We start from the raw sequence: 25,324 nt of genomic DNA on the forward strand, positions 1-25,324 counted from the left end.
TAAATACGTTCTCCAGACAAGCGGGGTTGCCTAAATTATTTTGTAGCCGGTGGTTTATTCTCCGGGGTTTCCTCCTTCTTTTCCTCCGGCGCCGGCTCGCTGCTTACAGGTGCAGATGTTGTGTCCATCGGCATTTCCATGAGGCTATCTGTAGTTGTGGTATCCTCGCGATATACCGGAGAGGGGCACATATACTCTTTGGTGATCTTTACCCATGGCTTGGGAAATGGCCCGTAAGTATAGCCTGAGTTGGGGTCTGCATAGACTTTTTCCATAAATGCGCCAAAGATAGGTAGCGCAGTATGCGAACCTTCGCCCGTTTCCGAACTGGTGAAATGCACGCTGCGGTCATCCGCACCAACCCAAATGCCTGTAACCAGGTCTTTGGTGATACCCATGTACCAGCCGTCAACATAATCGCTTGATGTACCCGTTTTACCGCCTATCTGGTTATTCTTTTTCCAAAGGCTTGGGTACTCCCACAATGCCTGTGAAGTACCGCCCGGTTCTTCTATACCACCGCGGAACATATAAAGCATCAGCCATGCTGTTTCTTCACTTAAAACGCGCTCGGCCTTCAGCTTAAACTCTTCAATCACGTCACCTTTTTGGTCGGTTATTTTAGTTACCAATAAGGGGTCAACCTTTTCGCCTTTGTTAAGGAAGGTACTGTATGCACGCACCATTTCATATACCGAAACATCGTTAGAGCCCAATGATACAGATGGTACAGATTTTAGCGGACTTTCGATCCCTATTTTATGCGCGTATTCTACAATTTTATCCCAGCCTACATGCTCGGTTACCTGCGCGGTAATAGAGTTTACCGATTTACCCATAGCCCAGCGCAGCGACATTTCACGGTACGAGAAGTGGAAATCGGCATTGTTTGGCTGCCATACATCATCCTTGCCTTCGTCCTTAAACTTAATGGTAACCGGTTTATCGGTGAACTTATCGCAAGGGGTAAAGCCGTTGTCTAAAGCCGTAACATAGGCAAAAGGCTTAAACGTAGAACCTGCCTGGCGTTTTGCCTGGTTTACGTGGTCATAGTTAAAGTACTTATGATCGACGCCACCTACCCAAACCTTAATTTTGCCGGTTGATGGCTCCATGGTCATCATGCCGGTGTTCAAAATTTTGGTATAATATTTTATGGAGTCGATACTGGAAAAAGTGGTGTCCTTATCTCCATTCCAGGTAAACACGCTCATGCGTTTCTTTTTCTCAAAGTACTTGTTTATCTCAGTGGTGTCGCCGTTGTATTTCTTACTTAGCAATTTATATATGGGCAGCCTTTGTTCGGCCTTTAGCAAAAAGTCTTTTATTTCAACACCCTTGCTATCCCTCCAAGGGTTCTTATTTCCCCATAAATTATTAAAACGCTTTTGCAGCATCTTCATTTTGGTTGCAACGGCCTCTTCGGCGTATTGTTGCAGTTTGGAATCTATGGTGGTGTAAATTTTTAAACCATCCTCGTAAAGGTCATAATCGTTTTGCTTGCACCATTTATCCAGCCATTTTTCAACTGCGCGCCTAATGTAAGAATCGCCCTGCCCGGTGCGGTCAACGTAACTCAGGTTGAGGTTTAATGGTAAGGCAACATTGGCTGTGTAAGCAGCCTTATCAATATAGTTGTACTTCAGCATCTGGCCAAGCACCACGTTACGGCGCTCGAGCGAACGCCCGGGGTTGGTTTTAGGGTTATAGGTGGATGTAGCCTTTAGCATACCTATCAGCGTTGCGGCTTCGGCGGCGTTAACAGCATCCGGCATTTTATTAAAGTATTTTAATGTAGCCGTTTTTATACCGAAAGAGTTGTTACCAAACGGAACGGTGTTGAGGTACATGGTCAGGATCTGTTCCTTGTTGTACTGGTGCTCTATTTTATAGGCTGTAAGCCATTCTTTACATTTAAAAACAACGGTTTTAACCACAGGAATAAACCTTACCAATCCCTGGGATTTACGTTTACGGGTGTTAAAAAGATTTTTCGCTAACTGTTGCGTTATGGTACTGCCGCCGCGGCGGTCGCCTTTCGCAGTAGAAACCAAACTGCCAAAAAAGCCCAGGAAGTCTACCCCGTTATGTTTGTAAAAGCGCACATCTTCGGTAGCTACCAAAGCGTGGATAATGTTAGGCGATATGGCTTTATATTCAACTGGGGAACGGTTTTCTTTGTAAAACTGGCCAATTAACTTTCCATCGGCGGTATAAACTTCTGACGCTACCGATACGGTAGGTTGTTTAATGTCCTGCATATCGGGCGAATAGCCAAATAACCAAAGGAAGTTAATTTCTATGGCGCAGAAAAAAATAATTATAGCATATATAAAGATGGCGAAATATCTTAGGTAACGGTTCTTTATCTCTCTGAACATTGGGTAAAGATGTAAAATTAAGCGCCCAAATCATAGCGGGCCACGCACAAATGTTAACAACGCAATTTTAACAAGTAAATTTTAAGTTAAGATGTTTAGGGAAAGAAATATTTTGTGTGGGGATGTAGCTTAAATTATACCACAAAGAACACAGAGAGAAAGCCACGACGGACACAAAGGAATACTTGGTGCCCTTCGTGAAATCTTTATGTCTTTTGTGGTTAAAAAACTAAATGTCTTTTCATCAGTATATCAATTATGAAAAAGTTTTTCGTTCTCATCTTTACCTTGTCAATCACTTATTCCGTTATGGCTCAAAAACTTATTGAGGTTGCCTCATTTGGTCAAAACCAACCGATAGGTGTTGCGGTAGCGCCTAAAACTAATCGCCTGTTCGTTTCTTTCCCGCATACCGAACCGTACCTGTTCGGATTAACCGAGATTGTGAATGGCCGGCGGGTGCCGTTCCCGGATGCGGAATGGAATAAAGTTGATACGGCAGCCACGGAGAGCCATTTTGTGAACGTGCAGGATCTTTACGCTGATCACCAGAATTACCTATGGGTGCTTGATTCGTCGCCCGCGGGTGGTGCTGCTGTTATTGGCGATGGCAAAAAGAAGCAAGGCCGTTTTAAATTGCTAAAAATAAGCCTTGATGATAACAAGGTACAACGCATTTATACTTTTGACGATCTGCCGAAAGACAAAAGTGCTTTAAATGATATGGTAATAGATAATTCCCGCCAGCTCGCCTACCTTTCCGACCCCGGGCTACATGCCATTGTGGTGCTCGATCTGCAAAGCGGTAAAAGCAGGGTAGTGCTGCGCGATGACAGATCCACTGTTGTTGAACCGGGACTTAAACTTCATTTGGACGGTAAAGACGTAGTTGATAACAAGGGCAACCCTTTTGTATCTAACGTAAACGGCATCGCTTTAACTCCAGATGCCAAATGGTTTTACTTCCGGGCTATTAATCAAACCAAATTGTACCGCATAGCTACCGAATATCTTGCCAACATTACCCTAACAGATGCCGATTTAAGCACCAAAGTGCAACTGGTTGCCGAGACGGGTATTTGCCACGGTATGATAGCCGATAGTAAAGGGAATATTTACCTGAGCGATTCGCCTGAACATGCCATACAATACGTTACTACCGATGGTAAAACGCATGTTTTAGTTAAAGACGGCCGCCTGATATGGCCCGATTCATTTGGTATCGGCAATGACGGCTACCTATATGTAAGCGCCTCGCAAATGAACAGGTTGCCCAAATATAACCACGGCGAAAACAAGGTAGAATATCCTTACAGGGTTTATAAAGTTCAATTGCCTAAGTAATTATAGGGTTGGTTTATTGGCTTTAAATTAATAGTATTGTTAAACCAATTATCATTCCCGGTACCCTCAAACCGGTTTAACCTGTAAACAATATGTCAGTAAACGCACCCAATATCAATAGCAAAGCCACAGCTAATAATACCTATGATGCAATTGTAATAGGATCGGGCATAAGCGGCGGCTGGGCAGCCAAAGAGCTTACCGAACGCGGACTTAAAACTATTATGCTGGAGCGAGGGTCTAACTACGAACATATAAAAGATTACAAAACGGCCAATTATAACCCCTGGGACTTTGAGCATCGCGGTAACGTCACTCAAAAGCAGCGTAAGGAACGCCCGGTAATATCCCGTAACTGGGGTGCGCAGGAAGCTATAATGGATGCCTGGACGAACGAGCAGGAGTCGCCCTATACAGAGGTAAAGCCTTTCAACTGGTGGCGATCTTACCGTTTAGGCGGCCGTTCTGTTTTATGGGGCCGCCAGAGCTACCGCTGGAGCGACCTCGATTTTGAAGCTAACGATAAGGATGGCTGGGCTATTGACTGGCCAATCCGTTATAAAGATATTGCGCCGTGGTATGATCATGTAGAGAAATTCGCGGGTATCAGCGGCTCTATCGAGGGTATACCCAATCTTCCCGACGGGCAGTTTTTGCCGCCAATGGACCTTAACTGGGTAGAGAAGGATGTAGCTGCAAGTATTAAAAAACATTTTGGCAGACATATGATCATTGGCAGGGTGGCCAATTTAACCAAAGAAATACCTTACCGTACCGCCTGCCAGTTCAGGAACAGGTGTTGGGAGGGCTGCCCGTTTGGCGGATATTTCAGCACGCAATCTTCAACCTTGCCGGCGGCGTTGCGTACCGGTAATTTGACCGTTAGGCCGCAATCTATTGTTACTAAAATATTGTATGATAAAGACACTCAAAAGGCGAAAGGGGTAGAGGTGCTGGATGCTGTTAGCAACAAAACCTATGAGTATTACGCGAAGATCGTTTTTGTAAATGCCTCTGCTTTAAACAGCGCCTGGGTACTGATGAACAGCGCTACTGATATTTGGCAGGGTGGCCTGGGCAGCAGCAGCGGCGAATTGGGCCACAATATTATGGATCACCACTATAACCTTGGTGCCAGCGGCGACGTGGAGGGCTACGAGGATAAATATTATTATGGTCGGCGCGCCAATGGCCCTTACGTGGTGCGTTTTGCAAACATTGGCAACGATAAGCGCGATTACCTGCGTGGCTTTGGTTACCAGGGCGGCGCAGGCCGCAACGGCTGGAGCCGCGAAATTGCTGAATTGAATATTGGCGGCGCCTATAAAGATGCCCTATCCGAACCGGGTGGCTGGCGCATAGGAATAGGTGGTTTTGGCGAACTGTTACCTTATCACGAGAACAAGATAACCCTGGATAAAACGGTTAAAGATAAGTGGGGCTTACCCGTATTATCTATGGATGCCGAGATAAAAGGCAACGAGAGAAAGATGCGGATAGATATTGTGAAGGAAGCTAAAGCCATGCTGGAAGCGGCAGGTGTTAAAAATGTAGAAACGCACGACAATGGCCACAACATTGGCGACGGCATCCATGAGATGGGTACCGCACGTATGGGGCGCGATCCAAAAACATCCGTGCTGAATAAGCATAACCAGGTTTGGGACGCCAAAAATGTTTTTGTTACAGATGGCGCCTGCATGACCTCGTCGGCCTGCCAAAACCCTTCGCTTACTTACATGGCATTAACCGCTCGTGCCGCAAATTTCGCAGTAGATGAATTGAAGAAAGGAAACCTTTAACAGATTCAAGAGTTTTAGAATCAAGAAACAATACATTAAAAATTATGAAGACCAAAAATGTGTTTACCGTATTATTACTTACTTATTTTATTACGGGTTTAAGCTTTGCTAAAGGTAAACCCAAAGTGCTTATCTTTTGTAAAACAGCAGGCTTTCATCATGAGTCGATAGCTATGGGCATACCTGCTATAATGAAACTGGGTAAACAGAATAATTTTGATGTGGATACAACTACAAATGCTGCCAAGTTTACCAAAGTTAATTTAAAGCAATACTCGGCGGTAATATTCCTGAGTACAACCGGCGATGTACTTAACAACGAGCAACAAAAGGCTTTTGAGCAATACATTAGATCGGGCAAGGGGTTTGTGGGCATCCATGCCGCTACCGATACCGAGTATGACTGGCCATGGTATGGCAACCTGGTAGGCGCTTATTTTAAAAGCCACCCAAAACAGCAGGACGCTAAATTAGATGTGGTAGACCGTGGCTTCCCCGCAACCAACCACCTCCCTGCAACCTGGCGCAGATTTGATGAATGGTACAATTACAAATGGATAGCTCCAGATTTGCATGTGCTGATTAAAATAGATGAAAAAAGCTATGAGGGAGGCGAGAATGGCGCTAACCACCCCATGGCATGGTATCATACATATGATGGCGGCCGCGCATTTTATACGGCACTTGGTCATACTGATACCTCATACTCAGATCCGCTTTATTTGAAACATATTTTGGGTGGGATAAAATACGCGATAGGCAAGAAGTAGAGGGTCAAAATAATTCCCTCCCTTGGGAGGGTTAGCGAGGGGTTTCTTATACTTTAACAACGTAATACCCTCCCGGCCACCGCGCAATCTTGCACACCCCTCCCAAGGGATGGAATTAACCAAAAATGCCCGCTTCAAATTCATGAAGCGGGCATTCTTTATAAGTTTAAATTAGTGTTAATCTAAGCCACCACGGCGGTTAGCCTTAACCGGCTCGGGCCATTTGGCTGGCTGGCCGTTGCTGCTTACCGGAAGCGCTGCCTTATCGCGGGGGAATTTTGCAGGGTCTTCGCTTGCCATGTAAATAAGGATGGCGGTTAGGATGGCGTTGCTGCGTACATCGTCAAAAACCAGTTTGTCATAAGTATCGCGGTTGGTGTGCCAGGTATAGTTACCGTACGACCAGCTGTTTGACCCTAACGAGAAACCCGGAGCGCCAACTGCAACAAACGACGCGAAATCAGACCCGCCGCCGCCCGGAGTACCGGGGAATGATGTTTTAATTTGATGACGGATGGTATCCGGAACGGCTTCTAACCAGCGGCTGATAAATTCGCCTGCTTTTTCATATCCCTGCCCGCTGATGTTAACAATACGGCCTGTACCGTTATCCTGGTTGAATAAGGCTTGAAGGTTGGCAACAATTTCAGGGTGATCTTCAACAAACGCACGCGAACCATTTAAGCCCTGCTCTTCGCTTGCCCAATGACCAACTAAGATGGTACGTTTTGGCTTTGGATACGCTTTTTTAAGGATGCGCATCGCTTCCATCATGGTGATGGTGCCTGTACCGTTGTCGGTAGCACCTGTGCCGCCATCCCACGAGTCGAAATGGGCCGAAAGCATTACGTATTCGTTAGGTTTTTCGGTGCCTTTTATCTCACCGATAACGTTAAAGGTAGGTACAACGCCAAGTTCTTTAGATTCGGTTTGAATGGTGATGCGTGGTTTGTTGCCACTTTCGGTAAGGCGGTAAAGCGTCCCGTAATCTTCAAGTGCTATATCAACAGTGGGCACAACTTTGGTGTAAGCGCTAAAGATCTTATCCACCCCAAAACCCGCAGACCAGTTTGATGTGATGATACCCGCAGCGCCTGCTTTTTCCAAAGCTACCGGCAATGTACGGTTATTTAAACCTGTGTTGCTGATGCGCTTGCGCCATGCCGCGGTTTGCTCTGTACGGGCAGCCTTCATCTTATCGAAAGAGCCTGTTAAAGCAAATTCTTTCCAGTTATCATCCGGGCGGCCGGTTGGTTGATTCATAGATATCATCACAAATTTACCTTTGACAGCAGGCAACCATTTCTGGAAAGCTACCGAATCGGCAAGTTCAGGTAATATCACAAGCTCGGCGGTAACCGCTTTTTTCATGCCGGGGCTCCAGGCAAGCTGCGTGCCTTCTAATGATTTTACGCGCGGGTAAACCATATCAATATGGGAAATACCGCGTTCCCAGCCTCGCCACTGGCCCCATTTTTCTTCTTTGGCGGTGATGCCCCAGCCTTTGTATTTATCTAAAGCCCATTTGCCGGCTTTATCATACTGCGGCGTGCCTACAAGCCGTGGGCCAACGCCATCAAAAAGCTCGTGGGCAAGCTTTTCCAGTTGTGAGTTGTCTGTTCCTTCTTTTACAATGTTATCAACCACCGCATTTTTTGTTTGCGCGTAGGCTGTGCTGCCTGCAAGGAGGGCGGCAGCAACAAATAGTTTAGTTAAATTTTTCATATCGTTTTGATACAGGGCTTAGTTATATTCAACGAATGTATAAAATACGCCGCTTAAATCATATTATGCCTGGCGGTGTAACAAGTTTGTTAATATTGAAAATGCCATTTGATATTTTACTCACCCCGACTCCGCTACGCAGGTCGACCCTCTCTGCTTCGCAAAGAGGGTGAAAAGGAGAAATCTTCTCCTTTTAAGGCTTAGCAGAGACTTACAATCTTTCAACTTGCGGAGAGAGGGTGGTCGAGTGGAGCGATGACCGGGTGAGTAACCGGCTGCAGGAAGTTTTCTAAATATCTAAAAACTTATTGGCCTGATTAATGCTTATACAAGCAATAAACAAGTTATCATAAAATGGCACATTTAGACGTACAGCCAAAGCGCAAAGGTTCGGTATTGATATGGATCATATTTGCAATACTTGCAATTGCAACAGCTGTTTTACTTTACAGGGGATGCAATAGATCTGCCCCGTTAAAAGTAGATACAACTGATACAATTAAAACAGACTCTGCTAAAAGCGACAGTAATATTATTGTAACCACACAACCTAACTGGAACGCTATTGATTTTAATATCCCAAGGTCGTCATATGATGAAATAACAGATACTGCCATTATAGTTAAAGGGAACGATAAGTACACCATTTACAGCCTTGGCGAGAACATCCTGTTTGCTGCCGATAAAAGCAGCTTACAACCCGCCGCAGAAGTTAAACTGAAACAAATTGCCGCTTCCCTTGATAAACGGTACAAAACCGCCGAAATAGCAGTTTACGGCCACACCGATTCTACCGGTACGGCGGGCGCTAATAAACAACTCGGCGAGGACAGGGCTAATGCTGTAAAAGATTGGTTGTCTACCAAGGGTGGTATTATTCCGGATAAGATTTCTATCCATTCTTTAGGGGAACAAAAGCCCTTAACAACCAATGCTACTGCTAAAGGCCGCGCGCAAAACAGGAGTGTAGAGATTGTAGCTTACGCCGAAGGAGAGAAATAATTATAAATTAAACTTAAAAAGATGGCATCTGATAATAATACCGATTATAACCTGTATGAACTAAGCGATAGTGATTTCGAAATAGTTGACGGGCAGCCCGATATTTTTGGCTGGGATGTAAGGGATACCCATAAGAACAAAGTTGGAGAGGTATATGAATTGTTGTTTGACGAGGAGGCGCTTAAGGTACGTTACATTGTAATAGATATGGAAAGTAACGACGTTAACCTCGAAGAAGGCCGGGTATTGATCCCCATAGAAAAGGTGGAGTTTGACCTGGAAAACGATGAAGTAAAGATGCCGGGCGTTAGCGTAACCAATTTGCTTGCCTTGCCACTGTACGAGAAAGGCCGCGTGATAAACCGGGAAACCGACTCGGAGATAGAACGGGCTTTAGATAAAGCAGAAGCAGGAGCGCCGATCCCTCCCGGCTCATTAAACGTTGGCAAAACCAAATTTTACGAGAAACGCGAAGATGGTTTTGTAGCCGGTGATGATAACGTTGTATAGTATTAGAGGGATACCAAACTTGTCCGACATCCGACAAAATTTGTGACAAACTATTCTAAGGACCGCTATCAATTCAGGTCGACAGAAAACTTATCTTAAAATGTTATCTGTTATCTTAGCTATATCTACCGTTATCTTGTTGATAAAGCCTAACTGATCTTTCATCAGCATATCATCCGCGGTTAGGGGGATGGGTTCAGCATCCGGCAGCGGTGAGGTATCCGTTTTAGGCATTGTGTTTGCCGGGGTAATGCTTTCGCCACTCAATTTTCTGTTGGTGTCTTTTAAAACTGCAATACTTTTCTTGACCAGTTTCAGCATGTCTTTATGCGGGGCAACTTGCCCCGAGCGGATAAGGGCTGAGGCTATATTGGCAGCATACGATGCAAAAATGTGATTGAGCACCACAAATTTGTGCAGATCTTTAACGTTTTTTTGCTTGCTCTTAGGCTCAGAAGTCATCCTGTCGAATATGGCCGATAGGTTGGCAGAATTTACATATATGTCTTTACGGGTAAGTTTGTACTCTGTTAACTCCACTGCTTTGCCCGAAATACTTTCTGATATTTTTTGCAGGTAATTGATATTTGCAGTAATAACAGATTTGAGCGTTTCGTTTACCTGCTGAAACTCCCAGGTAGGGAATATTAAATAGCTGGCTAAGAAAGCGATGCCCGAGCCTATAAGCGTATCAATAACCCTTTCCTGAAAAACATTGATGGTACCCAGGCCTAAAAACTTAAACAGTATCAGCACATATGGTGTCATTAAAATTACGGCCACAATATAGTTGATACGTAAAAAGCTGTAAGTGCCAATCATCAATACAACCAAAATAACAAACTGGGCCGTTTTGCCGGGTATAAAGTTCAGTATCAATATGCCAATTGCCCCGCCTGCTATAGTACCAATAAGCCTTTGGTAATTGCGTTGTTTAGACAGGCTGAAACCGGGTTTTAATATGACAATAATGGTAAGCAGCACCCAATAACTATGCCCGCCCAAAGAGAAATTCTTAGCCATTATAAATCCTACCAGGCACACTAATGCAACCCTTAGGGCATGCTTAAACGCGCCGGATTTAAAGGTTAAGTTATCCCAAAAGATATGCGGGGCATAATCCTGCGAGTTGGCAAATTTGGAGTACTCTATGTTGGTAGGGCTTTGCACCAAACTGTCTGACGCTTTAGAATGGTAGTATTTATAAATGTTAGCTATGCTTTTGCTCAGGTCGCGCAGGTTTATCAATATCTTTTTTAATACCAGGTTACTCGTTTCCTTATCATCGGCACCAATGGAATCAATACGGTTTTTTAAATGCTCCAGTCTAAGTTCAAGGTTACTTAACTTTTCGGGGCGGGTGTTGGCTAAAATGGCATAACCAATATTATCCAGGTCATCGGCAACATGGTGCAGAAAGTCGGCTATTTCTGATAGTACACCAGTGCTTTCAAATTTTTCGCGTATGTAATTATAATCATAGTGAGTGGCCATGATCTGTTCAAACATATCTACCAGATCAATAAAAGTAAGTAAGAGGATCCTGCTGGCCGCGGTAGATTCTTTTACCAATATACGGCTTTTAAATAAGATCTCTCTTACCGCGTCCTGGTGATTGCTAACCTGTATTTGCTGCATTACCAGCTTCTTATAGTTTTCGTCAACATCTGTTTTCTGGACATAGAAATCAGCCTTTATCCTTAAAAAATCAGCTATATCGGCCACATTCTCGCCTAATGTTTGCTGTGCAGCACGGTACGGCCTGATGCCAAAGAACACCAGGCTAAACAACATATACCAAACACCACCTGCCAAAATGGTTAGACTAAAAACAGGCACTTCGGCTGGCGGCACAGCCTTATCCATCATAAATATCATCACCAGTATGGCCGATGTACCTACCGATGCCGCCCTGTTGCCATACACTATAAGCATAGAGAACAGGAATGAAAACGCAGTTATCTCTATACCTAAAGTTATCACGTTTAAGCGGGCATAGCCGGTTATTAGTGCCACAGCAAGCATTATACCGTTACCGGCTGCCATAGCATTGCGTTTGTGTGATATTGGGCCGGGGCCGTCAATAGTGCATATACATAGCGCGCCCAGCGAAAGGGTTAGCCCTAAGTCGAAATGGCCTAACTGCATCATTACCAGGGCCGGGGTAATAATACCAATGGTCATGCGCAAGCCGTCAGAAAAATACTGACTGTAAAAAAAGCTTTTTATTTCTCTTTTATGGCTTTGCATGTACTATTTGTTGGGCTTGATATTTGTTATGCAAAATTAAACAAATAAAACTTGTAAGCTTTTGCAATAACAATAATTGCATTAAAATGTGCTTAATGTTATTAATTTTTAGTTTTTAGCATATTTTAATTTTAGATACTTAAATTCACGGCGATATTGCTCTTATAATTTTTATAAACCAGTTCTACCATGCCATCAACCTTAAGGCTCAGTCAAAAAGAATCTATCTTTAATCACGAAGTTGTAAAGCGTTTTGAGCTATACAACAGCTTGTTTCAAACGTTGCCTTTTTACCAGGTTAAGGATACCGGTATTTTACTCCCGTTCTTTAGTTCGCATTGCGATAAAGGCGCTGCCAACCAGGATTCGCCCACCGAGATCATCGAGTCTTTCTTCAAAAAATATGTTCCTAATATTGATCACCGCGAACAAATAAACCGTTTATTTAGGTTTATACAATACATTGAACGCCAGGTAGTTTTGTTTGATGCTATTGAAGATTCGTCATTTGCTAAAGTTGGGCGTGTAGATGATACTGGCACGTTGCAAAGCATGATACAGCAGGCATCGCAAAGCGAGCAGGCCAGGGCAGATATTAGTAAGCAATTGAAAGATTTTTCGTTGCGATTGGTGCTTACCGCCCACCCAACCCAGTTTTACCCCGGCACAGTTTTGGGTATCATGACGGACCTGATCGAGGCGCTGAAAATAAATGACATACCATCGATTGACGGGCTTTTACAGCAATTGGGCAAAACACCATTCTTCAACAAAACCTCGCCAACACCGGTAGATGAGGCGGTAAGCTTGGTATGGTTCCTGGAGAATATTTTTTACCACGCCTTATCGGGCATCCAATCGAAACTAGAAGATGAGTTTGATATTGAAGGTAACCAGCAGGTATTAGAGCTTGGCTTTTGGCCGGGCGGCGACCGCGACGGTAACCCCAACGTGCATATGGAAACCACCCGTTCGGTATCATCATTACTAAGGCAGGTAATTTACCGTTGCTACTACCGCGATTTTAGGAATCTGAAACGCCGTATCACTTTCCGCGGGTTTGCCGATACATTAAGTGAGCTGGAAAAACTGCTTTATGACAATGCGTTTAACCCGCAGGATAACCCTAAAGATCTACAGCCAGAGATATTGAAATTGCTAAGGTCGATGCGCGAAACTTTAGTGAACGAACACGATAGCCTTTTTGTAGGTATTGTAGATAACCTGCTGCAAAAGGTTCACTTGTTTGGATCATACTTCGCCACGCTCGATATCAGGCAGGACAGCCGTGTGCTGCGCGACGTGTTTAAATATACTACTGAAAAGGTTTATACCGGCGTACCAAAAAACTATGCCGAAATGAATGAGGAAGCGAAAATAAAAAGCTTACCGTTTAACCAGGCCGATTTTAAATGCCCCGCCAATGCCGATCCGCTGATCAGCGATACACTGGATACCATCAGGCTGATGAAACAAATTCAGCGTAGTAATGGCGAAAAGGGTTGCCAGCGTTTCATCATTAGCAATTGCCAACAGGCTTCAGATATTTTGCAACTGATTGCGCTGTTTCTGTGGAGCGGTTGGGACAAAGAAAAACTGAGTGTTGATTTTATGCCGCTGTTTGAAACCGTAAACGATCTTAAACATGCCGGGGAAGTTATGGAGAAGTTGTATACGCATCCGTTCTATAAATCGCACCTTAAAAAGCGTGGCAACAAGCAAACCATTATGCTTGGTTTTAGCGACAGTACTAAAGACGGGGGGTACCTGATGGCCAACTGGAGCATCTATAAAGCTAAAGTAGAATTAACCGCTATGGCCCGCAAGCATAATATTACCCTGGCATTTTTTGACGGTAGGGGTGGCCCGCCGGCGCGTGGTGGTGGTAAAACACACCGTTTTTACGCCTCCATGGGTAAAGAAATAGCAAATGAGCATATACAGCTAACCATACAGGGACAAACGGTAAGTTCGCAATATGGATCGGTAGAAACGGCAAGGTTTAATACCGAACAGTTAATTAACGCGGGTATCACCAGCGCGCTGCATCCAAACCGTCATGACCTGCTGGACGAAAGGCATAAGGCATTGATAGCCGAAATGGCAGAGGAAAGCCATGGCATGTTCCTGGCTTTACGCGAGCACCCTTTGTTTATGGATTATCTTCAAACTTATAGTCCGTTAAAATTACTGTCGCAGATCAATATCAGCAGCCGCCCAACCAAGCGCAACGCGGGCGCTAAGCTTAAACTGGAAGATCTTCGGGCGATAAGTTTTGTAACATCCTGGAGCCAGTTAAAGCAAAATATACCGGGCTTTTATGGTGTGGGCACGGCCCTCAAAAAAATGAAAGATGATGGGAACTGGACAGAAGTACAGGAGCTTTATCAAAAATCGGGTTTCTTTAAAACCATGATAGATAACTGTATGATGTCGATGAGTAAATCCGACTTCAGGGTAACAGCCTATATGGAAAAAGATAAAAAGTTTAGCGCGTTCTGGAAGGGCCTTAAAGCCGAATATGAATTAACCCGCGACATGCTTCTACAGCTTACCGGCACAACGGTGCTTATGGAAGAGTTTCCTGTGGATCGCCGCTCTATAGCTATCCGCGAAAAAATTGTATTGCCATTGGTTATTGTGCAACACTACGCTCTGCAATGTTTGAACAAAACTGACGACGAAGAATTAACGAGCATTTATAACAAGTTGGTTATACGTACTGTATATGGTATTGTAAATGCCGGCCGGAATTTGGCCTAATAAATATAATTTCCCTCTTTGGGATGGTGAGGGAGGAGTTATCACTCTGATAACCCCTCCCTTTACTAACACTCGGTGCACCCATCGTTAAATATGGAACAAACAAGCGTCATCATCACTTTAAACTTTTGTAAACAGAATGTAATTAAACTTGTTAGTTTAGTATTATAAGCTTAACATTTAATGATGAAAAGAACATCCTGTATTGTACTGGCATTAGCCACTCTTATTTTTACACAAGCTTGTAATAACCGCAAAGCCCAAAATTATAACAAAATAAACCAGGCAAACGAGGAGGGGATAACCTTTGTGAAAAATGCTTTGGAATCTGGCGCGGCCGAAATTAAGCTTTCACAGTTGGCGCTTACTAATTCGCAAAACCCGCAGATGCTGGAATATGCCAAGCAGGTAATAGCTGACCATACCGACATAGACGCCGAATTAAAAAAGATCTCAGGCAGTAAAGGTAATACCGATTCATTAAACGCTGTACATCAAACACAGCTGGATAGCCTAAGCAATAAAAAAGGCGCTGCTTTTGATAAATTATACATCCAGGCTATGGTTATTGATCATGAGAACGCTATCAAGGTTTTTAAGGAAGGCGAAAACAACAGCGATAAAAAGCTAAAAGACTTCGCTGTAAAAAACAAACCAAAATTGGAGCAGCATTTAGGCAGCGCGAACGAGATCTGCGCCGGGTTAAAATAGTTTCAATTGCGGCTCTACCGGTGGTTTGGCTTTACCAAATACTGTACGGCCGCCATATTTCCACGATTCATTTCTTTCCTTTTCAATCACCTTATCAAAGTTAGCATTCGGTGTGAAATCCCTTTCGGCTGCCTGCGCTATATTGGTGAGGCGTTTAATAGCTTCATTTTTTTCGCCGTTGCCAAGTTTGGCCTTATGTATGGCAGTTTGTAAAACGCCTATGGTCTCATCATAAACCTTTGTAGGGACAGGAAAGGGGTGCCCGTCTTTACCGCCGTGGGCAAATGAAAATCTTGCCGGGTCTTTAAACCTCGAGGGTGTGCCGTGAATAACCTCGCTCACCAAAGCAAGTGATTGTAGTGTACGCGGGCCCAGCCCCTGAAGCAGCAGCAGGTCTTCAAAATCTTTCGGTTGCTTCTCATGTGCCAGCCATAGCACCGCCCCAAGTCGTTTCAGGTCAACATCCTTTGCCTTAACCTCGTGGTGATTAGGCATCATCAGGTGGCTTATTTCTTTCAGCATCCGGTCCGGGTGTTCTGCAGCAATTTGCATTACACCGCTACGAGACGGGTCTGCAAGTTTATCGGCCATGTTTAATATAAGGCCGTTGTTTTTGCCGTGTATCGCCGTATGTGGGTCATCAACAAAAGAGGTAAGCTGCTCCGAATGCCAGTGATAGCGCCTGGCGGTACTGCTGGCGTCGCTCATGCCTTGTTGCACCACAGCCCATTTGCCTGTATCGCTTAAAATAAAGTTGTGCGTGTATAGCTGGAAACCGTCCTGTATGGCAGTATTATCAACCTTAGCACTTAATTTGCTGCACTTTACCAGGTAATTACCATCAAGGCCGGTGCTGTTGCATACGCTCAAAAGTTCTTGAGGGGTTTTAGTAGAATGTTTGCCTTTGCCGCCACAAATGTAAATGCCCAACTCCCGGCTATGCGGATTAATAGCCCGTTTAAGCGCGCCCATTACCGACGTGGTGATACCCGATGAATGCCAGTCCATACCCATTACCGCGCCAAGGCTTTGAAACCAGAAAGGGTCGCTTAAGCGGCGGAGCACTTCATCCTTCCCATAATCCATCACAATGGTTTCCATTACAGCAAGGCCAAGCTTAGCCATCCGTTCGGCAAGCCAAACAGGCACATAGCCATAATGCAAAGGCAAATCGGCACTTCCGGAACGCTTCATGCTAACAAAGTTAGCAAAAGATGTTTGAATTTGGACTAACAGAATCTTACAATCTTCGGAATAAATAACTTGTAATCCTGAGTGATAGCGAAGGATGTGTTGCTTCACTTAATTTAAAGACAAATATTTTCACGCCTCAAACGCCACTTTCACATCGCTCCAAAATTCATCAAGCGCTATGATGCGGGGTTTAAAAAAAGAGATGAGCTTAGGCCAATCTTCTTTTTGAAAAATACTTACAGGGGTTAGATCGGTATAAATGCGACTTATTGTTTTACTAAAGTCATCTGTAGCATGTAGTTGCCATTTCCATTCTTCGCCCAGGGTGCTGTGCAGCATAGTTTTGTAAGTTTCAAATTGCTCAAAAAATAGTTGTTGCAGTTCGGGGTCGGGGTGGGCAATTTCTATAGCGATGCCGGCCTTTTTATTATCGGCCTGCATCCTGAAGAAAATATGTTTAACGCCTGTTTTATAATTGATCCAGTTGGTACGCAAGCCTTCGGCAGATAATACCGGGCCCATGTATTGCCCAAATGCCGTCCAGAACGCTTGTTTTAACTGTGATGCCTGATCTTTTGAGTACATTGATTAACTAATTGACAGTAAACGGCAACACCACTTTCTCGTCCTGCGAGTTACTGCCCAGTACCAATTTGTATTCACCGGGATAAATTTTCCAGCCATGCGATGCCAGGTCCCATTTCTGTAATTCTTTAATTGGGATGTTAATGCTTAAGGTTTGTTCCGAGCTTTTGGCTACGCTTACACGTTTAAAGCTTTTTAATTCTTTTAAAGGCATCCTATCCTGCTGCGGGTATTGAATGTATGCCTGCACAACTTCATCGCCATTATAATGGCCTGTGTTTTTAATGCTCACGTTAACGTGTATGCTATCGGCAGATGTGTAACTTTTTTTAACCTGGCCAACCGGCGTATAAGTAAAATTGGTGTAACTCATGCCAAAACCAAACGGGTATTGTACCTCGCCGTTATAATAACGGTAGGTGCGGCCTTTCATCTCGTAATTCTTATAATCGGGCAGGTTGCTCAGCGATTTATAGAATGTAACCGGCAAACGCCCGGATGGTGATACATCGCCGAAAATAATATCGGCTAATGCGTTGCCACCCTGCTCGCCGGGATACCAGGCTAATATTACGGCATCGGCATAAGGGGCAATGGCATCAATATCCACATCACTGCCGGCGGTAATTACAGCTATAATTGGTTTTTTAACGTCCTTACGTAGTTTTTTCAAGAACGCGATATGGCTTGCCGGTAAATTAATATCCAGTTTATCGCCGCCCCCTGCCGCTAAAAAAGCATCGCCTTCCTCACCCTCGTTAACAGGGGATAGGCCAAGCACGGCAATGGTTACATCGGCATTTCCGGCCGCCCAAATACCGCCAAAGTGTGTTGTGTCGCGGTTATCGGCGCCTAAATCATACTCAACGCGGGCGGCAGGGCCAACGGCAGCGGTAATACCTTCTACAAAGTTTACCACCTTGCCTGCACCATGATAATTACCTATGAGGGCATCATAAGATGTTGCATTTGGCCCAACAACCATGTAGCTGCTGTATTTGCTTTTGTTAAGCGGCAACACGTTATTGTTATTTTTTAAAAGCACCATGCTTTGCTGCGCTACTTTACGGGCAAGGGCAACATGCTGGCTGTTGTGTACGCTATCGGCACCATAGGCGTGGTAGGGGTTTAGCCTGGCGTCATCGTAAAAACCAAGTTTAAATTGTGTACGCAAAGTTGCAGACAGTGCTTTATCTACATCACCTGTTTTAAGTAAACCGCGTTTTATCGCCTCCATTACATCGTTTTGCAATAGGGTAGAGCAGTCTAAACTCACACCGGCTTTTATAGCCTCGGCCGCTACAATCACCTGGTCGGGCTGCGATTTATGGCGAAGGTAAATATCATCTAAAGCGCCACAATCGGTAACTACGTGTCCTTTAAACTTCCATTCATTTATTAAAATATCTTTAAGTAAAGCGTTGCTGGTACAGCAGGGTTCGCTATTTACCCGGTTATAGGCGCACATAATACTTTCAACACCGCCATCAACCAGGTATTTAAACGAGTATAAATAAGTTTCGCGCAGGTCTTTCTCGTCTATGGTTACATTAAACTCATGCCTGCCTGCTTCTGGTCCGCTGTGTACGGCGTAATGTTTGGCGGTTGCGCTGGCTTTTAAATAATGCGGGTCGTTGCCCTGTAAGCCTTTTACAAAAGCATTACCCATGCGCGATGTTAAAAAAGGGTCTTCGCCATAGGTTTCCTGCCCGCGGCCCCAACGCGGGTCTCGAAAGATGTTGATATTAGGCGTCCAGAATGTTAACCCCATATATTGCAAACGCCTGCCCATACTTGTAGATAGGTTATACTTGGCGCGTGCTTCGGTAGAAATTACGGTTGATACCTGTTTAAGCAAATCATCATTAAATGTCGCGGCCATACCAATAGCCTGCGGGAAGATGGTTGCCTCGCCCGCACGGGCAACGCCGTGCAGCGCCTCGTTCCACCAGTTGTAAGCGGGGATGCCCAGGCGTGGTACGGCTTTGCTGTTATATCCTAACAGAGAGATCTTTTCTTCTAACGTTAAACGCGATATCAGGTCTTTTACACGGGTATCCAAAGGCTGCTTGCTGTTCTTATAGATGATGTTTTGCTGCGCGGAGACGAAGCATGGAAGTATTAATAAGAGTAATAAGTATTTACCAAGTTTCATGAGTAGTTTCGGTTTTATCAAAGGTATAGTCGATCGATGTAATTATAAAAAGCAATTTTTTTATAATCACCAGGCAATGTTTCTTTCGATGAGATTCATCTTCATAGGTAACACTTTTGTAAATATGTGACATCGGATTATTCCCATATTTAATAAGGAAAGCCCCCGGGTACTGATCACTCAATGTCTCTGGTGGTTGTGTTATACTTCTGATAGTAATGATCTTATAGCCACAGTTATGGAATTTTTTATTTATGGCAATAGTGTACAGATACTGGTTGAAATAATACATCCCAATCATCATAAATACGAGAAGTATCAGGAAGCTAAAAAAAAGTAAGAATATGAATATCATTTGTTTTATAAACTTAGTAAAATAGCATGTCGGCGCAAATAATTTCTACATAAAAAATCGGGCTGTTTTAAAAAACATTACTTTAGCAATTGATACCTCATCAACCTATTGTTATGAAATACCTATCGTTGTTCTTACTGTTTATTGCCGCATCATCAGCTTTTGCTCAACCCGCCCCTAAACCTTACGGTCCTTTACCTACACACGGCCAGTTAAACTGGCATGAAACCGGCATGTATTGTATTATACATTGGGGGCTAGATACTTATACCGATAAAGAATGGGGCTATGGTGATGAAGCTCCTAAACTAATTAACCCCTCAAATTTTAGCGCTATGCAGATAGTTGCAGCGGCCAAGGCGGGCGGTTTTAAAGGGGTTGTGGTGGTAGCTAAGCACCATGATGGTTTTTGCCTGTGGCCCACCAAAACAACCGAACACAACATTAGTAAAAGCCCTTACAAAAATGGGAAGGGGGATATATTGCGTGAATACCGTGAGGCCTGCGATAAGCTGGGCATGAAAATGGGTGTTTACTGTTCACCGTGGGACAGGAACAGCCCGCTATACGGCAAGCCGGAGTATGTTACCAAAGTTTACCGCGAGCAACTGAAAGAATTGTATAGCAATTACGGCCCTTTATTTATTACCTGGCACGATGGCGCGAACGGTGGCGATGGCTTTTACGGCGGTGCACGCGAGGAACGAAAAATTGACAGGTCTACCTATTACGGTTGGGACGAAACCTGGGGCATTGCCCGCAAACTGCAACCAAACGCCGTTATTTTTGGCGATGTTGGCCCCGATGTACGGTGGGTAGGGAATGAACGTGGTCAGGCGGGAGAAACCAGCTGGGCGACCTATACGCCACATGCACCTGACGAAGGGAAGAAACCCGGTAACGGCTATGTTAAAGATTACGAAGGTACCGAAGGCCACCGCGATGGTAAATACTGGATGCCTGCCGAATGCGATGTAGCGTTAAGGCCGGGATGGTTTTACCACAAGCGCCAGGACGATTCGGTGAAAACACCACAGGCTTTACTGAATTTGTATTACCAAAGCGTGGGCCGCGGCGCGGCTTTAGATCTTGGTTTATCGCCCGACAGGACGGGGCAGCTTTATAAAAATGATGTTAACTCGCTTAAAGCATTCGGAGATATACTAAAACAAACCTTTGCCACAAACCTTGCTAAAGGTGCAACGCTAACGGCCAGCAATACACGTGGCAATAACAGGTTAAAATATGGCGCGGCAAACCTGCTTGATAATAGCCGTTACACCTATTGGGCTACAGATGACAATGTAAATACACCGCAATTGGTGTTTGATATGCATCAGGCTAAAACATTTAATGTGATACGCCTGCGCGAGAATATTAAACTTGGCCAGCGGATAGATGAAGTTGCCGTTGATGCCTGGGAGGATGGCAAATGGCAGGAGATAGCCAAAGCCACAAGCATTGGTGGTAACAGACTGATACGTTTGCCAAATAACATATCGGCAAGTAAGGTAAGGCTGCGGGTTACCAAGGCTAAAGTATGTATTGCCTTAAGCGATTTTGGACTGTATAAAGAACCGAAATTGAATGACGTAGCAGCATTAATTGATAACCCAAAGGGGCATAAATTTTAATGAAGCATTACATTACTTTAAGTGTTTGTTTGTTTTTTATAGGCGTTGCACAGGTGGCTTTGGGCCAAACAAGGCCACTGTACGATAGTGCCTCAACGCCTGAGCTTGTATCCGGGCAATTCGCTTTTACCGAGGGGCCGGCTGTAGATAAAGCAGGCAATATTTTCTTTACCGATCAACCAAATAACAAGATCTGGAAATATGATACCGATGGTAAGCTTTCTGTTTTTATGGATAACGCAGGCCGGGCAAATGGTACCTATTTCGATAGCAAAAGTAACCTTATTGCCTGCGCCGATGAGCACAACCAGCTCTGGCAAATTAGTAAGGATAAAAAGGTAACAGTACTTTTAAAAAGTTATAAAGGCAGATTACTAAACGGCCCTAATGATGTGTGGATAGATAAGAAGGATAACATCTACTTTACAGACCCATATTATCAGCGAGATTACTGGACCCGCAAATCTCCTGATCTTACCACGCGCATGGTTTTTGTGTTGATGAAGGGCAAAACCCAACCTGTTATGTTAGATAGTATGGTGCGCCCCAATGGCATTGTTGGTACGCCTGATGGTAAAACCTTGTATGTATCAGACATCGGCGACAACAAAATTTACAAATACGATATTATGCGCGATGGCAGCCTAACTAATAAGCAGTTGTTTATTGCTAATGCAAGTGCAGACGGTATTACACATGACGAGTTGGGTAATTTATACCTGGCAGGTAAGGGTATTTCCATCTACGATCCACGTGGGACAAAGGTAGCCCATATAGATGTCCCTGAACCATGGAGCGCAAATATTTGTTTTGGCGGAAAAGATAAGCGGACGCTGTTTATAACTGCATCGAAAGCTGTTTATGTAATGAAAATGAATGTAAAAGGGGTGGAGTAGTAAAATACCAAAGCTTATAGCTGGTTATATTTTCCTTTGCGCTTTTTCCCAAACAGAGCTTTGTTTTTTTGTAAAGTAACGAATGATGCCCGCTAAAACCGCGTAATTCATTACGCAAAAATAATATGGAATAAACAAAGCCTTAATGCGGATGTGGCGTTTCTCCATCACGTAACCCAATAGTGCAAGGAGATAAAACACAACCTGCCCGGCAAATAGCAGGGTATATACAAAACCATCGCCGGCAAAGGCAGTTGCCAGGTTAGTAATGAATGCCAGGATCAAAAAAAATGGTGTAACCGTCCACCTGAGCACGCGGTGGCTCACATATTGAAAAGATAGCACCGGGAACTTGAACGGAAGTAACAAACTTTTTAGGCGCAAGATAGATTGGATACCGCCTGCTGCGATACGGATCTTACGCTTCAATTCCTCGGCCACATTCTCCGAAGCAGTTTCCAGCGCGTAAGCCTCCGGTTCGTAAATAATGCGGTAACCCTGGTTGGCTATCAACATCGATATCATAAAGTCATCCAGTACCGTGTCGGCAGGTACATCCTGGTATAAGTTACGGCGTACGCTGAATAATTCGCCCGCAGCACCAACAACCGAATACAATTCCGAATCCCATTTTTTAAGGGCCGATTCATATTTCCAGTAAAAGCCTTCGCCTGCTGCGCTTGCATCGGCGCTTTCATCAATTTGTACACGTTTTTCGCCGGCCACGGCACCAACGGTTTTATCGCTGTAATGGCGGCAAATACGGGTGATGGCTTCGGTATTCAAAAAAGTATTGGCATCGGTAAATACCACAATTTCGGTATCTACATACTCCATCGCACGGTGCACCGCGGCAATTTTACCCGCACGTTCCGGGCGGTGCAATAGTTGGATCTGAGGGAAGCGGCTAATAATTTCAGCTGTTTGGTCTGATGAGCCATCCGTTACAAATACAAATTTAAGCTTGCCCTCGGGATAATTCAATTGCAGGCTGTTGGCTATTTTTTGCGTTATAAAGTGTTCTTCGTTATAAGCAGCTACTACCAGTGTACAGGTAGGCAGGTCATCGTTGCTAACAACAGGCAGCATCGGCTTGTCCTTAAACGCCCTTTTTATTTTGATGATAAAATACAGCAGGAAACCGTAGCCCACAAACGTATAGGCAACTACAAACAGGCTTATCCAAAGGGCTATTTTCATGAAACTTTATTGATGGTGTAACCCAGTTCGGTGCTGTTTTTACCATGCGTTACATTCCACCAAACGGCGCGGAAAAGTAAGCCAATAAAGTTATAGCGTTTCTCTTTAATATACCTTACGATGTTGCGGGGAACTACCATCAGCACAAAATAAATGTAAAACACAAAGGCTTTAAACGCCGGTGCATTATGGCGGATGAAAAGGATGCGGTTACGGTTCATAAAGTACTCTTTAAAAGGGCTGTTCTTGCCCACCGTCATGGATTCTTTGTGGTAAATAACAGCATCGCCGCGTACCCAAGCCTGGTAGCCCGATTTATTGATGCGTTCGCCCCAGTCAACCTCCTCATAATAAATAAAGAAGTTATCGGCCATTAAACCGGCTTTTTCGCAGGTTTCTTTTTTTACCATCATGGCGCCACCGTGGCAGTAGCCGGTTTGGCCAAGCAGGTTATCGTACTGGCCTGTATCTTTCTCGTTTTTACCAACGGCCCGGTTACGGCAGGTATAATAATCTACCTGTGTAAAGCCAACATATTGTATGATGCTTCTGTCGAAATCATAAACCAGTTTTGGTGATATAATGCCAACTTCGGGATGCGTGTCTAAAATATCTGCCAGTTTTTGAACCAGGCCGGGGCTAAATTCAGTATCATTATTTACCAGAAAATAATAATCGCCGGTGGCCTGTGCAATTCCAATATTGTTGCCGCCGGAGAAACCAAGGTTTGTTTCGCTGCGTATAAACTTAACATTGGGGTATTTGTTAGTCCATAATGGGATAGGGTTTACCGTGCTGCCGTTATCAACAACAATCACCTCCAGGTTTTGGTAGGTATTTGTTTGGGCAATAGATACCAAAAGCTCTTCGGTGATCTTATCCTGATTAAAATTTATGGTAACAACAGATACTCTTTTCATGTAGTATGTATAGATAATTTTAATGCCATAATATTAATAAAAGTAAAGCATTATATAAGTATTTAAAACTTTGAAGGGTAAACAAGCAATTACAGACGCCGAACTATTAGATGTTAAAGCAAACGAAATTTTGGCTTTACTTAAAAGCGGGGCAATTGATGCCGACCATGCGAAAATAATTCATCAAAAAATTAACCGTGCGTTTATAAAGCAAGGTAATTTAAATACCGGTACAGAGAACGACTTTGAACTACTTATTTCGGCCCATCAGTTACAAAAAGCCAAAGTAAAAGACCACCTTGGTTTTGAGGTCGCGAAAAAATACCTGCTTGTAATAATAGGGGCGGTAATGATAACGCTGGGTATGGCCATGATCATAATGCCGGCGCCGCCATATTTCGAGATGTTTACCATTTACCAATTTAATGCTAATGATGGCATAACCTTAATGGACCTTATAGCGCTTGTAATTGTTTTTACAGGGGTTTACCTGGCCTTAAGCGCTCTGTCTAAGAAGGCGGCGGTTTAATTGAGCACGAGTTTTAAAACCATTTCTTATTCCGATACAAAATGCCTTATTTTTAGATCGTAAATAAGGAATAAATGACATTTAGTTTTTGGGCGAAGAACCGCTCTGTTTTAATTTACAGCGTATCGCTTGCCGCTTTATTATTTTTAATGAAATGGCTGGAGTGGCGTTTTATAATTGTTGATTATTCTTTTGAGCTTTACGCGGGTGCGGTAGCATTTATATTTACACTTTTAGGGGTATGGCTTGCCATAAAGTTAACCAAACCCAAAACCATTGTTGTTGAGAAAGAGGTCCTTGTTAAAACCAGCGATTTTGTTTTTAACGAAGGCCAGTTTGCCCGCCTTGGCCTAAGTAAGCGCGAGCTTGAAGTATTGCAGCTAATGGCCGAAGGGCTAAGTAACCAGGATATAGCCGAACGGCTGTTTGTTTCATTAAATACTATCAAAACACATTCTTCAAAAGTGTTTGAAAAGCTTGATGTACAGCGCCGCACCCAAGCGGTTGATAAGGCAAAAAAGCTGAGCCTTATTCCATAAATAACGTTGTATTTTGACATTGAAACAGGTTAATTATTAAAATCACCCTAAAGTATGAG

The 25,324-nt window shown here is 43.9% G+C and carries 19 protein-coding genes; 11 read left to right on the forward strand and 8 right to left on the reverse strand.

Features of this window, described 5'->3' with window-relative positions:
• Positions 1-35: 35 nt before the first annotated feature.
• Positions 36-2,381 carry a penicillin-binding protein 1A gene (locus ACFQZI_RS07905; RefSeq protein ID WP_377140761.1) on the reverse strand — a complete coding sequence of 782 codons (2,346 nt, stop codon included), beginning with the start codon at positions 2,379-2,381 and terminating at the stop codon, positions 36-38.
• 309 nt (positions 2,382-2,690) lie between these two features.
• Here ACFQZI_RS07905 and ACFQZI_RS07910 point away from each other — a divergent pair, with 309 nt between their 5' ends.
• The 3 genes from ACFQZI_RS07910 (at position 2,691) to ACFQZI_RS07920 (ending at position 6,297) form a co-directional block, all read left to right on the forward strand.
• On the forward strand, positions 2,691-3,725 hold the full coding sequence (locus tag ACFQZI_RS07910; RefSeq protein WP_377140764.1) for an L-dopachrome tautomerase-related protein: 1,035 nt from the start codon (positions 2,691-2,693) through the stop codon (positions 3,723-3,725).
• A 92-nt stretch (positions 3,726-3,817) separates the two neighbouring features.
• Positions 3,818-5,527 (forward strand): GMC oxidoreductase, encoded by a 1,710-nt coding sequence (locus tag ACFQZI_RS07915; protein WP_377140766.1) that lies wholly within the window; start codon positions 3,818-3,820, stop codon positions 5,525-5,527.
• A 44-nt stretch (positions 5,528-5,571) separates the two neighbouring features.
• A complete protein-coding gene (locus tag ACFQZI_RS07920; RefSeq protein WP_377140769.1) occupies positions 5,572-6,297 on the forward strand; it encodes a ThuA domain-containing protein in 726 nt (241 codons plus the stop codon).
• Positions 6,298-6,474: 177 nt separating this feature from the next.
• On the opposite strand, the gene ACFQZI_RS07925 is transcribed toward ACFQZI_RS07920, so the two are convergent.
• Complete coding sequence (locus ACFQZI_RS07925; protein WP_377140772.1) at positions 6,475-8,022, reverse strand: M20/M25/M40 family metallo-hydrolase; 1,548 nt, start codon at positions 8,020-8,022, stop codon at positions 6,475-6,477.
• A gap of 354 nt (positions 8,023-8,376) precedes the next feature.
• Here ACFQZI_RS07925 and ACFQZI_RS07930 point away from each other — a divergent pair, with 354 nt between their 5' ends.
• Entirely contained in the window at positions 8,377-9,024 is a 648-nt protein-coding gene (locus ACFQZI_RS07930) for an OmpA family protein (RefSeq protein ID WP_377140775.1), read from the forward strand.
• Positions 9,025-9,045: 21 nt separating this feature from the next.
• Complete coding sequence (locus ACFQZI_RS07935) at positions 9,046-9,534, forward strand: PRC-barrel domain-containing protein (protein ID WP_377140778.1); 489 nt, start codon at positions 9,046-9,048, stop codon at positions 9,532-9,534.
• A gap of 90 nt (positions 9,535-9,624) precedes the next feature.
• Here ACFQZI_RS07935 and ACFQZI_RS07940 read toward each other — a convergent pair whose 3' ends face one another.
• Positions 9,625-11,784, reverse strand: coding sequence for an FUSC family membrane protein (locus ACFQZI_RS07940; protein ID WP_377140781.1), 2,160 nt, complete (start codon positions 11,782-11,784; stop codon positions 9,625-9,627).
• Positions 11,785-11,973: 189 nt separating this feature from the next.
• Here ACFQZI_RS07940 and ACFQZI_RS07945 point away from each other — a divergent pair, with 189 nt between their 5' ends.
• Complete coding sequence (locus ACFQZI_RS07945) at positions 11,974-14,547, forward strand: phosphoenolpyruvate carboxylase (protein ID WP_377140783.1); 2,574 nt, start codon at positions 11,974-11,976, stop codon at positions 14,545-14,547.
• Positions 14,548-14,730: 183 nt separating this feature from the next.
• Complete coding sequence (locus tag ACFQZI_RS07950; protein WP_377140785.1) at positions 14,731-15,258, forward strand: DUF4142 domain-containing protein; 528 nt, start codon at positions 14,731-14,733, stop codon at positions 15,256-15,258.
• Here ACFQZI_RS07950 and ACFQZI_RS07955 read toward each other — a convergent pair.
• From ACFQZI_RS07955 to ACFQZI_RS07965, 3 genes are all read right to left on the reverse strand, one after another.
• Positions 15,250-16,452, reverse strand: a complete 1,203-nt coding sequence (locus ACFQZI_RS07955; protein ID WP_377140787.1) for a DUF763 domain-containing protein — start codon at positions 16,450-16,452, stop codon at positions 15,250-15,252. The two genes, ACFQZI_RS07950 and ACFQZI_RS07955, sit on opposite strands and share 9 nt — an antisense overlap.
• Before the next feature lie 129 nt (positions 16,453-16,581).
• Entirely contained in the window at positions 16,582-17,037 is a 456-nt protein-coding gene (locus tag ACFQZI_RS07960; protein ID WP_377140790.1) for a DUF4268 domain-containing protein, read from the reverse strand.
• Between the two features lie 7 nt (positions 17,038-17,044).
• Positions 17,045-19,192, reverse strand: a complete 2,148-nt coding sequence (locus ACFQZI_RS07965) for a glycoside hydrolase family 3 C-terminal domain-containing protein (RefSeq protein WP_377140792.1) — start codon at positions 19,190-19,192, stop codon at positions 17,045-17,047.
• Between the two features lie 468 nt (positions 19,193-19,660).
• Here ACFQZI_RS07965 and ACFQZI_RS07970 point away from each other — a divergent pair, with 468 nt between their 5' ends.
• Positions 19,661-21,181, forward strand: coding sequence for an alpha-L-fucosidase (locus tag ACFQZI_RS07970; protein ID WP_377140795.1), 1,521 nt, complete (start codon positions 19,661-19,663; stop codon positions 21,179-21,181).
• Entirely contained in the window at positions 21,181-22,077 is an 897-nt protein-coding gene (locus tag ACFQZI_RS07975; protein ID WP_377140797.1) for an SMP-30/gluconolactonase/LRE family protein, read from the forward strand. Before ACFQZI_RS07970 ends, ACFQZI_RS07975 begins: the two co-directional genes overlap by 1 nt.
• Positions 22,078-22,101: 24 nt before the next feature.
• Here ACFQZI_RS07975 and ACFQZI_RS07980 read toward each other — a convergent pair whose 3' ends face one another.
• Complete coding sequence (locus ACFQZI_RS07980; RefSeq protein WP_377140799.1) at positions 22,102-23,277, reverse strand: glycosyltransferase family 2 protein; 1,176 nt, start codon at positions 23,275-23,277, stop codon at positions 22,102-22,104.
• Entirely contained in the window at positions 23,274-24,197 is a 924-nt protein-coding gene (locus ACFQZI_RS07985; RefSeq protein ID WP_377140802.1) for a glycosyltransferase family 2 protein, read from the reverse strand. The genes ACFQZI_RS07980 and ACFQZI_RS07985 overlap by 4 nt, the downstream gene beginning before the upstream one ends.
• Before the next feature lie 70 nt (positions 24,198-24,267).
• Between ACFQZI_RS07985 and ACFQZI_RS07990 the strand changes: the two genes are divergently transcribed.
• Positions 24,268-24,726, forward strand: a complete 459-nt coding sequence (locus ACFQZI_RS07990; RefSeq protein ID WP_377140804.1) for a hypothetical protein — start codon at positions 24,268-24,270, stop codon at positions 24,724-24,726.
• Between the two features lie 74 nt (positions 24,727-24,800).
• Complete coding sequence (locus ACFQZI_RS07995; protein WP_377140807.1) at positions 24,801-25,265, forward strand: response regulator transcription factor; 465 nt, start codon at positions 24,801-24,803, stop codon at positions 25,263-25,265.
• The last annotated feature ends 59 nt before the right edge of the window (positions 25,266-25,324 follow it).

This window comes from Mucilaginibacter lutimaris (genome assembly GCF_042676625.1).
GTDB classification, from domain to species: Bacteria; Bacteroidota; Bacteroidia; order Sphingobacteriales; family Sphingobacteriaceae; genus Mucilaginibacter; species Mucilaginibacter lutimaris.